The sequence below is a fragment of the Leeuwenhoekiella blandensis MED217 genome, assembly GCF_000152985.1.
Lineage (GTDB): Bacteria > Bacteroidota > Bacteroidia > Flavobacteriales > Flavobacteriaceae > Leeuwenhoekiella > Leeuwenhoekiella blandensis.
Genome location: NZ_CH672395.1, coordinates 644,098 through 657,365, shown reverse-complemented (window position 1 = coordinate 657,365; position 13,268 = coordinate 644,098). Strand labels below are relative to the sequence as shown.

The window sequence follows — 13,268 nt, the reverse complement described above, 5'->3', positions numbered from 1 at the left end:
TACCGAGTACTTATTCTGCCATGCTCTCGCACAATGCGATGGTTTCTTCTACATCTGCCAGCGTCGTACGCGGATTGATCAAACACATACGTAAAACGGTCTGCCCGTTAAGAATAGTGGTAACCAGCATCGCCTCTCGAGAATTGACAACACCTTCAGAGATTTTGGTGTTAAGCGCATCAAGCTCCTGCTCAGATAGGTTTTGATCAATAGGATTGTATCTAAAATTGATCACTGCCAGAGTAGCCGGAGAAACCACTTCCCATTTTTTACTTTTCCGTAGAATGCTCTCTACCTTTTCACACAGATCAAAGTTGTATTGCACCGCTTCTCTAAAGGCCTTTAGGCCAAAGGTTTTGATACTCATGTAAAATTTAAGCGCTCTAAATCGACGCGTCAATTGGATTCCGTGGTCGTAAAAATTGATCTCAGAACTATTACCTTCTACATCTTTAAGATACTCAGGAACTTCGGTAAACGTTCCGCTTAGCCACTTGTGATTGCGCACAAGCAAGCATCCCATTTCATAAGGCTGATAAAACCATTTGTGCGGATCTACCGTTAGCGAGTCGGCCTTCTCAACACCTTTCAACAATTGCTTTCCATTCTTAGCCAGAATTGCTGCGCCACCATACGCCCCATCAATATGAAACCATAAATCTTCGGCCTTTGCAATCGCGGCCAGTTCGGTCAATTGATCTACAGTTCCCGTATTTGTTGTACCCGCTGAAGCCAGTAAACAAAACGGTTTCCAACCGGCGAGACGGTCTTTATTAATCGCATTTTTCAGCTTATTGATCGCGAACTTAAATTCAATATCGGTTGGGATTAAGCGTATTTGTTCCTTTCTGAAACCCATCACGCGAATCGCCTTGATGTTTGAAGAATGCGCCTGATCTGAAAGGTAAATCACTGCTTTAGAAAAATCATCACCACACTTAATATTGCGTGCCGTGATCAATGCAGTAAGATTTGCCATCGAGCCACCGCTGGTGAAAATTCCGCCACCGCGTTTTTTAGGAAAACCATATAAACTCAGCAACCAGTTTATGGTGATAATCTCGAGCTCTGCTGCTGCCGGCGAAGCTGCCCAACCTCCAGAAAACACATTAAATCCTGTAGCCAAAGCATCTGCCATCGCACTCACATAATTGCTAGGCCCGGGAACAAAAGAATAAAACTTAGGATGACTCATGATGTTTGTAAAAGGCATCACTTTTTCCATTACAGTATCAAACACCTCGTCTGCCGAAGTTGGCGCTTCTGGAGCGTGCTCTCGCAATAAAGAATCCATTTCTTCTCGGCTCGCTTGTGCTACCGGTTTCTTTTTATGCTGGTTAAGATGATGCTCTACAATAGCATCTACCACTTTATAACCGTAATCACGCATTTGTTCTTCAGACAATTCTAAACGCGCTGTATCCTTTGCTTCCATCGCTATTCAATTTTTCGCAAAAATACGGCTTTAAATTCAGCTAAAAACCCTTGAAGCCTTATCCTTTTCAGCCGAAAATAAGTCGGCCCAACTTTGGGTTTATTTTAAGACCTAAAAATGAGGAGTATGTCGTAATACCGTAAATTTGCCCCGTAATTTTAATAGAAAAGCTTTGAGAGAGACATTAGCTAACGTGTTTAAGCTACAGACGCTGTTTCGCACTGTTTTTATATTAAGTCTGCTGGGTGTTTTTGCTTTCATTCTCGACTTTGGTTATGAACAATCAAAACACATTCAAACCTTTTTAAATGCCTACTACCTTTTTATTCTTTTTATAGGAATAGCTACCACACTGGTACGTTACTTCACACAATCAAAACGACTAAGCACCCAGGTCATCCTATTTGACGCCTTGAGTATTCTGGTCATTTTGTACATTATTGGCATTCATTTTTTGGGTACCGAAGCACACAACCACCTGAGTTTTTTATACAATGACAAATGGGTGAAAGCCGCGATTTTACTCACATTCATACGAGAGTTTGCAGAGCAACGTATCGATTATAAAAAAAGTCATCTCAACCCGGCACAGCTTTTTATCGCCAGTTTTATCGCGATCGTTTTATTAGGCACTTTTTTACTGATGTTGCCCAAAGCAACTTACGAGGGAATTTCATTTCTAGATGCGTTGTTCACCTCAACAAGCGCCGTCTGCGTAACGGGACTTATCGTTGTAGATACCGGAAGTTATTTCACTCCTCTAGGACAAAATATTATTGTTTTTCTCATTCAACTAGGCGGATTGGGGATCTTGACTTTTGCGAGCTATTTCAGCTATTTTTTTAAAGGAATGTCCTCTTTTGAGAATCAAGTTGTCTTGAGCGATATGAATAATTCTAATAAGATCGGCGAAGTGTTTTCTACGTTAAAGCGTATTCTAGTCATTACCTTTTCTATCGAAGCGGTAGGTGCCGTATTGATATTCATCAGTCTTAAAGCCGAAAACTTCCAAGACCTTACAGACCGCATCTTTTTCTCGGTGTTTCATGCTGTTTCTGCATTTTGTAACGCTGGTTTTTCTACCTTATCTAACGGGATCTACGACATCAACTTTAGATATAATTATTTTTTACAGCTCACGCTCATAGCACTGTTTGTATTTGGCGGATTGGGATTCCCAATAGTGATCAATGTTTTAAAATATTTAAAATATAAGATCATAAATCCGATCAAATATCGCAACCGCGGAATCATCTACAAACCCTGGGTTTTAAGTTTGAGCAGTCGCATCACCTTGATCACAACCTCTGCGTTAGCGCTCTTAGGAACTGCCGTATTTTATGCTAACGAATATCAAAATACACTGGCAGAACATAACGAATTTGGAAAATTGGTTACCGCGCTTTTTGGAGCAACAACACCCAGAACTGCCGGTTTCAACACCTTAGATATGAACCAGCTGCATTTTTCTACCCTGATGATGATTTTCTTGTTAATGTGGGTTGGTGCCTCGCCGGCTTCAACAGGAGGTGGAATCAAAACCAGTACGTTTGCCATTGCCACTTTAAACTTTTTAAGTCTCGCTAAAGGAAAAGAACGTATTGAAGTTTATCGACGAGAGATCGCAGATATTTCGGTAAGAAGAGCCTTTGCCATTATCTCGCTATCGCTAGTGGTTATTGGTTTTGCGGTGATCGCTATCGCAGCATTTGACCCTGACAAAACCTTGCTGAGCATCGCTTTTGAATGCTTTTCAGCATACAGTACAGTAGGACTTAGTTTAGGAATTACCGCTAATCTTTCTGCAGGAAGTAAAGGTGTTTTAATCGTAGTTATGTTTATAGGGAGAGTAAGTATGCTTACCATTCTGATCGCACTTTTCAGAAAAATGAAATACAAAGCTTACCGCTATCCTACCGAAGAAATTTTGATCAACTAAAAGCTTTAGATTATGAAATATATCATTGTGGGACTAGGAAGTTTTGGAGCTTCATTAGCCGAAAAACTTACCGGGCAAGGAAACGAAGTTATTGGCATTGATATTAAAATGAATCGCGTAGATGCCTTAAAAGAAAAGATCACGCACACCATTTGCCTTGATGCGACAGATGAATCTACCGTTTCTGGTTTACCACTTAAAGATACCGATATGGTCATTGTTGCCATTGGGGAAAACCAAGGAACCAATGTGATGGTTACCGCACTTTTTAAAAACCTGAAGGTGAAAAAACTCATCAGTCGTGCAGTAAATCCTTTGCACGAAAATGTGTTAAGCGCCATTGGTGTAGATGAGATCGTGCATCCTGAACAAGAAAGTGCAGAGCGTCTGGCAAAAAAATTATGTATGCGCGGCGTAGTAGACTCTTTTGAGTTGAATGATTATTTCAGTATTGTAGAGGTAAAATTGCCTAAGCATTATGAAAATAAAACTGTTGAAGAGGTACAGTTTAGAGAACGCTACAATCTTCTTGTTCTAACTACACTGAAGAATGCTCGTGTAGACAGCGAAATAGGAAAGACCAAAACGATTATTGATGTTCAAAGTGTCGCCACCCCCCAATTACTTTTAGAGCATGGCGACATCTTGGTACTTTATGGTGCCAATAAAGACATTAGAAAATTTATTAATTCTTAGAATAAGGTTATAGCAACTTCGATCGCGCCATACTCTTGCTCGGGATTCCACATGGCGGTTGCAGCCATTGGGATGGTGAATTTCTTAAGCACAGGAACTTCTTTAGCATAAATAATCCCTAGATTGGTAACATTAGGTTTATCACCATAAAAGTGCGCTTCATTCTCAAAAGAAAAGGCCCCACCTACAAATGCGCTTAGCGACCAGTCTTTTTTCTGAATCAGACCGTAGCTTACCTCAACATAGTTTGAAAAGGCATTCTTCAACTCGCCATTATCAGCAAGATACGTATCTCGTCCTTGCACGATGGTACTCCAGGAAAGCTTTAAAGGAATCGGCTTAAACTCATAGCCTAAGGTTACATCGATAAAATGAGATGTTGTGCTTCGGTCATAATCAAAGATTCCGGCGTCAGGAAAATCACTGTAGTTGTTGATATCCCAAACACTAAGTGAAAAACCATTGGTGCTGTAGGAAACATAATAATCAAATTCGGTGTAGTATCCTGTAACACCCGCACCGCCCCAAAGTCCGGCTTTAAACTTGCCGTCGCGTGAGGTATAGTTAAGATCTACATCCAGAACCGGAGCATCGGTAACGCGCAAACCCTTCCATAAGTGCATATTTTTTGCCTTCAGATTGAACGAAAAAGGCTTGTATTCGGTTGCTGTAGAATCAGTAATTTCAAGATCAGAAGAGCGTAAGTCTTCCTGTGCCTGTAGCTGCTGAAGTGCGAGAATGCACCACAGCGCTAAGGCCGTTTTCAATAATTTCATAAAATGATTTTTTAGATATAAATTAGTTTAAGACTAAAAAGAGTAAAGCTGCCAGCACGGCTCCGATAATTGGACCTACTATGGGAATCCAAGCGTAACTCCAACCGCTATCGATCTTTCCTTTTATAGGAAGAATAGCGTGCACGATACGCGGACCTAAATCCCGAGCGGGATTGATGGCATAACCAGTGGTTCCTCCTAAAGAAAGACCAATTCCCCACACGACGAATGCCACAGGAATCGCTCCTATAGAACCCAGACCCACTTTAGTTCCTGTACCGTCGGCAATTTCTGCATCAGAAAAATAGAATACACAAATAAGCAACACGAAAGTCCCTAAAATCTCACTTACTATATTTCTAAAATTGTTTGGGATCGCCGGGTCTGTACAAAAAACTGCCCGTTTGAGTCCGCCGTCTTCGGTAGCATCAAAATGGTCTTTGTACATCACATACACCAAGGACGAACCAATCATCGCCCCAATAAATTCTGCTGCGAGATACGTAGGTACATCTGCCCACGGAAACAATCCACCGGCTGCCAGACCAATGGTCACCGCTGGGTTTAAATGCGCCCCACTATATGGGCCGGCAACAACAACACCTACAAAAACTGCAAGTCCCCAAGCGGTGGTGATGGTCATCCAACCACCACCATTTCCCTTGGTTTTGTTTAAAATATCATTAGCTACAATCCCTCCTCCTAAAAGGATCAATAAAGCCGTTCCTAAAACTTCTGCTATAAATGGTGTCATAATTCTTATAATTTAGTCCAGTGTTCTAGTGCTTTAACTGCGCGGTACCAACCTTTGATCCCGGCTTCTACATCCTCCTTAGGTTTAACAGGCTCAAAGCGTTTATCTTCTTGCCACATCTCTTGAATCTCTTCTTTACTTTCCCAGAAGCCTACGGCAAGACCTGCAAGATATGCAGCTCCCAGAGCAGTAGTTTCGGTGATTTTAGGACGCACTGTTATTGAATCTAATACGTCTGCCTGAAATTGCATCAAGGTTTCATTTACTGAAGCGCCACCGTCAACACGCAGTTCTTTAATATCAATTCCTGAATCAGCTTCCATAGATTTTAGAATATCCATCGTTTGATAAGCGATCGCTTCTATCGAAGCACGTGCGATATGCGCATCAGTGGTTCCGCGGGTTACGCCAAAAATAGTTCCCTTTGCTTTTTGATTCCAATACGGTGCACCAAGACCGGCAAATGCTGGAATAAAATATACGCCATCTGTAGATTCAACAGACTCTGCCAGCGGTTCTACATCTTCAGATTTATTGATAATTCCTAAACCATCGCGTAACCATTGTACTACGGCACCACCAATAAAAATGCTTCCTTCGAGTGCGTATTCGGTTTTACCGTTAATTCTCCAGGCAACCGTGGTCAATAAATTATTTTTAGAAAGAATAGGTTTATCTCCAATGTTCATCAACATAAAGCAACCCGTTCCGTAGGTATTTTTAACCATTCCTTTTTTGGTACACATCTGCCCAAACAATGCTGCCATCTGATCTCCCGCGATTCCGGCAATAGGAATTTTAGATGCAAAAATGGTGGTTTTGGTATGCCCATACACTTCACTAGAATCTTTAACTTCCGGAAGCATACTTTTAGGAACATCAAAAAGCTCAAGAAGCTCCTCATCCCATTCCATCGTATTGATGTTAAAAAGCAAGGTTCTACACGCATTAGTGACATCGGTCACGTGTAAGTCACCTTTGGTGAATTTCCAGATCAACCACGTGTCTATCGTTCCTAAGATCAAATCTCCGGCTTCGGCTTTTTCGCGTGCACCTTTCACATTATCTAAAATCCATTTTACTTTGGTCCCGGCGAAATACGAGTCGATCACCAATCCGGTTTTCTCCTGAATCATTTCAGCCTTGCCATTTTCTTTCAGTTCTTCGCAATAATCTGCCGTACGCTTGTCTTGCCAAACGATCGCGTTATATACGGGTTCACCGGTGTTTTTATCCCAAACAACAACTGTTTCCCGCTGATTGGTAATCCCGATCCCTGCTATATTTTTTCCATTTAAACCTTTAGAAACCGTTGCTTCTGCTGCAACACCTGCCTGCGTAGACCATATCTCCTGAGGATCGTGCTCTACCCAACCCGGTTTAGGGAAGTATTGTTTAAATTCTTTCTGAGCTATCGACACAATTCCACCTTTCTTGTCGAAAACGATTGCGCGCGAACTTGTTGTTCCCTGATCCAGGGATAATATAAACTGGTCCATGTTGTATAATATAGGTTTAAAGATTAAGGCACTGCGACGTTAAAGCCGTAGTGCCGATTTTATTTATGCGGTAACCGTATTGCCTTCAATGCAATAGTGGTTAGCCAATTTTGTAAATTCTTCTATCTGATTAAGTTTCCAGGCTTCATCACGATTCAGCTCAGCTGCGATCAATCGCGCTACCTCAGCAGTCATTTCACGGGCAGCAGCCGCATCTAAAAACAAAGCTCTCACGCGTCTAGCCAACACATCTTCAACTGTACGCGCCATTTCATAACGCACGGCCCAGATCACTTCCGCTTTCAAAAACGGAAGACGCTCGTGTAATTTCTCACCCAATTCCGGTTGTTCTTTTATCAGACTCGCAATCCCTTTTTGATCACTACCATAGATGTATAAATGATTGGTACGATCTTCTGTAGCCGTTGCTCCGTGAATTGCTAAATGCGCAGTTTCACAGGCTTTCTTCGGAAGCTTTTTAAGCGAAATAGCCTTATTTATCGTGTCTTGCGCCATTCTGCGATAGGTCGTCCACTTTCCGCCGGTGATGGTAATCAATCCAGTTTCTGAAACGATCACTTTATGGCTACGCGAGATTTCCTTTGTTTTTTCAGAATCATCTTTAGGCGCAGCAAGCGGACGCAAACCGGCAAAAATGCTGCGTACATCAGCGCGCGTCACTTTTTTATTCAAATAATTATTGAAGGTTTGTAGGATAAATTCAATTTCCTGCTCCTGTGCCTGAGGCTCCAAACTATGATCATCCAGATTGGTATCTGTAGTACCCACTAACACTTTATCATGCCAAGGCACAGCAAACAACACGCGACCGTCACTGGTTTTAGGGATCATAATCGCATCGTCTCCCGGCAAAAATGATTTATCAAAAACTAGATGCACCCCCTGACTTGGCACTACCGATTTTTTAGCTTCGGCGTTTTCCATATGCAGGATCTCATCGGTAAATACTCCGGTTGCATTGATCACCACATCACTTGAAAACCTGTAATGCGCATCGGTTTCGGTATCTTTCGCTTCGACACCTATGACTTTACCGGTATCGTTTTGCAAAAGATCAATGACTTTAAAATGGTTGAGTAAAGTAGCTCCGTTTTCAATTGCGGTTTGTGCGATATTCGTCGCCAAACGCGAATCATCAAACTGCCCATCTTTATATACGACTCCACCATAAAGTCCTTTTTGTCTTAGGGTTGAAAGACGCTCTGTAGTCTTGGTTTTGTTGATATGCTTCGATTTTCCTAAACTCAATTTTCCGGCTAGAAAATCATAAGCTTTTAACCCGATGGTATAATAAATTCCTTCCCACCATCTGTAGTTTGGAATGATGAAGTTTTGGTTCTTCACCAGATGCGGTGCGTTTTGCGCCAATAATCCGCGCTCGTATAAAGCTTCTTTAACCAGGTCAATATCTCCTTGTGCAAGATAGCGCACGCCACCGTGCACTAATTTTGTACTTCGGCTAGAAGTTCCCTTTGCATAATCTACCTGCTCTAACAACAAGGTTTTATAGCCTCGAGTAGCACTATCTAAAGCAACACCCAGTCCGGTAGCTCCTCCTCCAATCACAATCACATCCCATTTTTTGGTTTGTGAAAGTTGTCCTGTCAAATGCTCACGCGCAAATATATTCGCCATCGTTTGGTTTCTTAATTTTTCTTTATGCTGCCAAATATATATAAAATGATACTAAATCGATTTCATTTGAAAGTTAAAGTTTCGTTAAAATTCACAATAACGATTAAAAACGAAACTAAAAGAAAGCGTTTTTAAAAACGCTTTAAGACCTTATATTTGTAGTGCTTTTATGCACTCAAACCTTATAGTAATGGAACGTCATCAGGAAATTTTAGATCTTTTAAAAAAAGAGAAACATGTTAAAGTTGCGACCCTTTGTGAGCGACTCGATGTCTCAGCCGTAACCATAAGAAAAGATTTGAAACTTCTGGAAGATAAAGGTTTACTCTTTAGAACGCACGGTGGTGCCTCTTTAGAAAATCCTTATATGAATGAGCGCGACGTAAGCGAAAAAGCTTCAATATCTGCCGAAGAAAAATCTTTGATTGCAGAAGCGGCTGCTCAACGCATCCAGGAAAACGATTCTATCATTATCGCAAGCGGAACAACCGTACAACAGCTGGCGAAAGCGATTAAACCCATTGGCAAGCTCAACGTAATCACCTCCTCGCTTCTCGTTGCGATTGAGTTGATGAAACATCGCGATATAGACATCATTCAGTTGGGTGGAAATATAAGACACCGCTCTGGCTCTGTTACCGGTCACTATGCCGAGCACATTCTCAACCACATCTCTTCGCATCAATTCTTTATGGGCGTAGACGGGATTGATCTGGATTTTGGCTGTACCACAACCAATATTGAAGAGGCCATTCTTAATAAAAAAATGATGGAAGCTGCTCAAAAAACCATCATTCTAGCCGATTCTTCAAAATTTGGAAAGCGCAGTCTGGCAAAGATTTGTGAGCTTGATGAGATCAGCGAGATCATCACAGATAAGGACCTATCTGCCGCTGATGCAGAGCGTATTCGCGAGATGGGAATTAAATTAACCTTGGTCTAGACTACTCTAGCTTAAGTTGCAGGTATTTAATTTTTGACCGGTTATGCGTGTATGTAATATGCACCAAACCTTCTGAATCTTGAATGATCGCAGGGTAGCTAAATTCGCCTTCAGCCTCATTTTCTAACTGCAACACGTCTTCCCAATGCGAACCGTCTGTACTGTACGCCAGATTGAGTTTATTGCGCCCGTCTGACCAATCAGCTCCGGCTTCGGTAGGATTGTAAACCAAAAGAAAATTTCCGCTCTTAAGCGTAACCGCATCAATCCCGCTGTTGGGATTAAGCATCGTTCCCTTGGTAGCTTCTGACCAGGTTTTTCCCTGATCTGAACTTTCACTTTCTAAAATGTAATTTTGATCACTGCGTAAAAGTGCTTTCAGATTTCCATTTTGAAGCTGAATCAAGGTAGGCTGAATAACTTTAACTGTATCTACTGAAGGTATCGCAACGCGTTCCCAGGTATAGCCGTTATCGCTTGATAATTCGATATGAGATTTCCAAACTGCACCATCTTCTGACTCTACGCTAGACGGACTTACAATACTTCCGTTTGCAAGTTGAATAGGCTTATTTTTGATAGGACCTAAAATGCCATCGGGTAATTGCTCTGATGCTGACCACGAAGCGCCGTTATCTTCAGAAGTTTTCAATTTTCCCCACCAGGAAGATGGCGACGGACCTTCTTTGTAATACAGCATCAATGTATTTTCGGCATTTTTGAAAAGCACGGGATTCCACGTAGGGTAACTCAGTGTATCGTTTTCTACCTTACCGTCAGCGATTTTTTGCGGTGTTGACCAAACGGTATCCGTTAGTTTACTTTGATAAATACTTACTTCGGGATGCCGCTCGTATTCCCCACCAAACCAAGCTGCGATAATACTTCCGTCCTGGGCCTCAACCAAGGTTGAAGCGTGACACTGCGGAAAAGGTGCTTCCTCATAAATAAACCCTTCTTGTACGATACTTAATTTAGGCGTTTCGCTCGTTTGACACGCAGTAAACACACCTAAAATTAAAACGACTACTTGTACTTTGATCTTTTCTGAATGCATTGATTAGGCTAATTCTCCAACGATCAATCTTCCGTGATATGCTTCTGCTTCCACGAGATGATGAAGTTCGGTTAAATTGAATTGAGTGATTTTTCCGGCAGGCATAATCTGAAGTTTATTTCCCGCCATTGTTATTAGTCGGTTTAAATTTTCCGCCCCATCAAACGCATTAGATTTCCCTCCAGAAGTGAGTAAAGTATCTACACCTTCAACCTGCAAAAGCTCTTTTAAAGCTGCGTCAATATCTGGTGTTGCATCAATGGCTTTATGAATCACCACTTTTAAAGGCTTTGCTGCTTTAGTAAGCATTTTAATAGCCTCAATATTGAGTTTCTTAGATTCGTTTAAAACGCCAAAAACTACACCCTCAGCGCCTTCTTTCTTACAAAATGCTATGCAGGCTTTCATATGTTCAAGCTCTTCTTCATTGTAATTAAAGTCGCCATTACGCGGCCTGATCATCACGCGTACCGGGATCTTAACCGCCTTGATCACTTCAGAAATTAGATCTGGAGCCGGCGTTAAACCGTCAAAAGCGAGGTAAGCACAAAGCTCCAAGCGGTCTGCTCCTTTTTCTTCGGCTTTAATAGCCTGAGCCAGGCTTTCTACGCAAGCTTCTTTGATATATTTTTTTGACATAGGGGCTTTGTTTAATTTTTTAGATCCTCAAGAATCGGTGTTTTTTGTGCAAATATAGAAGTCGCCGCAACTTCATTAAGCTGTTCAAAAATGGTAATGGTATTGCCTTTTTTCTTCAACCAGCACCCGGGAACATACAGCGTTTGCTGTGGGCCTACTTTCCAATAACGCCCTAAATTATGTCCGTTTACAAAAACGATTCCTTTACCCATTTCACTCATATTAAGAAAGGTATCTCCTTGCTTTTTCAAATCAAAACTTCCGGAATACACGACCGGTCTTCCTGTTTTTACTTCCGTTGAATTTATAACTTCCGGCACTTCCGCAAAAGGCGCTTTATACATCTCCCAACCACCTGTGATCTCATAATCATTGATACTCACGGGAGCGGTAATTCCTTTAAGGTTATTTACGATCTCTGCTCCGTAATTGATGCGGCCCATATTTTCTACCAAGATCTCTAAACTCCCATTAAAAGGGATTTTAATCGGCATTTCATACGAGTTGAAGACGCGGTTGAGTTCGCCTACTTTCTTACCATTTACATAAACGGTCGCAAAATCGCGTAGCCCGGGCACTTTAAGCGTTCCGGTGATAGGTTGCGTAAAGCGTTTTTTATACAACACATAACCAAAACCTTGCTCGAGTTGCTCAAACGTAAGCGGACTATCACTCGTCACTGGTTTTTGCTTTTTGATAAACGTAAGCGCATCCGTTGTTTTTGCCAATTGAATCTGTGGAATTTCAATCACCGGAATTTGCTCCGGTACCGCCGGGATCTCATACGGTGCATATTTTTGCATCAATGCGCGAATACTGTCATATTTAGGAGTTACCCAACCAGCTTCAGAAATTGGCGCATCATAATCGTAGCTGGTAATATCCGGCTGAATATCGTGTTCATCATTATAATTGGCTCCTGAGGTAAAACCGAAATTGGTTCCGCCGTGGGCCATATAAAAATTGAAATTCACACCGTTTTTGAGATACACTTCAGTTTGTTTTGCAATATCTGAAGCGCTAATTTTCACAAAAGGCTCTGCCCAATGATCTAACCAACCGGGATAAAACTCAGCAACCATATACGGCCCTTCGTTATTATTAAATTTATTGACCACCTTTTTCAGGTTATCGATATTTCCTTCTCCATTAGCTGTGGGTAATACGCCTTCAAGACTTCCGCCTTCAAAAAGCCACGCACCATCAGAAGTAAAAAATGGTGCCTGAAAACCGGCATCTTTCAGCATTTTAAAAATAGCTTCTTTGTATGCTTTATGATCTTCCGGAGCGATATCTTCCCGCTGAGCCACATACGAACCAAACTCATTCTCTACCTGCGTCATAATGATGTTTCCTCCATTATTGACCTGCAAAGGCGCCACCTGTTTAGCGAGTTCGTTGATGTATTCTTTACAAGCTGCTAAAAATTGCGCATTGTTCTCACGCACTTTAAGTCCCGGAATGTTTTGCAAAAACCAAGGATACCCGCCAAATTCCCACTCACCGCAGGCATAAGGTCCAGGGCGTAAAATGACAAACATCTCTTCTTCCTTGGCGATTTTAATAAACTCGGCTACATTGCGGTTTCCGCTTTCAAAATCCCAAACTCCGGGCGCCGGATTGTGATAATTCCAGAACACATAGGTGGCGATGGTATTCAAACCCATCGCTTTCATCATCTGAATGCGATGACGCCAATATTCCTTCGGAATACGCTCATAATGCATCTCGCCAGAGTAAATAGGCGTCGGCTTCCCATTATATACAAAAGAGCCATTTTCTATTTTGAATGATGCATCATCTTGAGCTTGAGCAAAGCCAAAACTCAACACAATTAAGACTAAAGCGAAAAAGTTTGTTCTTACAACTTGCAT

At 41.7% G+C, this 13,268-nt stretch carries 11 protein-coding genes; 3 read left to right on the top strand and 8 right to left on the bottom strand.

All coding sequences use genetic code 11. The features are described from left to right. Positions 1-10: 10 nt before the first annotated feature. A complete protein-coding gene (locus MED217_RS02855) occupies positions 11-1,435 on the bottom strand; it encodes a pyridoxal phosphate-dependent decarboxylase family protein (protein ID WP_009778971.1) in 1,425 nt (474 codons plus the stop codon). Positions 1,436-1,607: 172 nt separating this feature from the next. Here MED217_RS02855 and MED217_RS02850 point away from each other — a divergent pair, with 172 nt between their 5' ends. Beyond that, positions 1,608-3,374, top strand: a complete 1,767-nt coding sequence (locus MED217_RS02850) for a TrkH family potassium uptake protein (RefSeq protein ID WP_230199234.1) — start codon at positions 1,608-1,610, stop codon at positions 3,372-3,374. A gap of 12 nt (positions 3,375-3,386) precedes the next feature. Next, positions 3,387-4,070, top strand: coding sequence for a potassium channel family protein (locus tag MED217_RS02845; RefSeq protein WP_009778969.1), 684 nt, complete (start codon positions 3,387-3,389; stop codon positions 4,068-4,070). Here MED217_RS02845 and MED217_RS02840 read toward each other — a convergent pair. The 4 genes from MED217_RS02840 to MED217_RS02825 form a co-directional block, all read right to left on the bottom strand. Next, positions 4,067-4,846 carry a hypothetical protein gene (locus MED217_RS02840; protein WP_009778968.1) on the bottom strand — a complete coding sequence of 260 codons (780 nt, stop codon included), beginning with the start codon at positions 4,844-4,846 and terminating at the stop codon, positions 4,067-4,069. The two genes, MED217_RS02845 and MED217_RS02840, sit on opposite strands and share 4 nt — an antisense overlap. A 22-nt stretch (positions 4,847-4,868) precedes the next feature. Then, a complete protein-coding gene (locus MED217_RS02835; RefSeq protein WP_009778967.1) occupies positions 4,869-5,600 on the bottom strand; it encodes an MIP/aquaporin family protein in 732 nt (243 codons plus the stop codon). Between the two features lie 5 nt (positions 5,601-5,605). Beyond that, positions 5,606-7,099, bottom strand: coding sequence for a glycerol kinase GlpK (glpK, locus tag MED217_RS02830; RefSeq protein WP_009778966.1), 1,494 nt, complete (start codon positions 7,097-7,099; stop codon positions 5,606-5,608). Positions 7,100-7,162: 63 nt separating this feature from the next. Beyond that, positions 7,163-8,755 (bottom strand): glycerol-3-phosphate dehydrogenase/oxidase, encoded by a 1,593-nt coding sequence (locus tag MED217_RS02825; RefSeq protein ID WP_009778965.1) that lies wholly within the window; start codon positions 8,753-8,755, stop codon positions 7,163-7,165. A gap of 190 nt (positions 8,756-8,945) precedes the next feature. Between MED217_RS02825 and MED217_RS02820 the strand changes: the two genes are divergently transcribed. Then, the gene (locus tag MED217_RS02820; protein ID WP_009778964.1) at positions 8,946-9,698 is read left to right on the top strand and encodes a DeoR/GlpR family DNA-binding transcription regulator; all 753 of its coding nucleotides are present in this window, start codon (positions 8,946-8,948) and stop codon (positions 9,696-9,698) included. A 1-nt stretch (position 9,699) separates the two neighbouring features. Here MED217_RS02820 and MED217_RS02815 read toward each other — a convergent pair whose 3' ends face one another. From MED217_RS02815 to MED217_RS02805, 3 genes are read right to left on the bottom strand one after another with little or no spacing between them, the layout of a single operon-like run. Next, the gene (locus tag MED217_RS02815) at positions 9,700-10,755 is read right to left on the bottom strand and encodes a sialidase family protein (RefSeq protein WP_009778963.1); all 1,056 of its coding nucleotides are present in this window, start codon (positions 10,753-10,755) and stop codon (positions 9,700-9,702) included. Positions 10,756-10,758: 3 nt separating this feature from the next. Then, positions 10,759-11,394: a copper homeostasis protein CutC gene (locus MED217_RS02810; protein ID WP_009778962.1), complete on the bottom strand. Its 636-nt coding sequence runs from the start codon at positions 11,392-11,394 to the stop codon at positions 10,759-10,761. Between the two features lie 11 nt (positions 11,395-11,405). Continuing rightward, entirely contained in the window at positions 11,406-13,268 is a 1,863-nt protein-coding gene (locus tag MED217_RS02805) for a glycoside hydrolase family 35 protein (RefSeq protein WP_009778961.1), read from the bottom strand.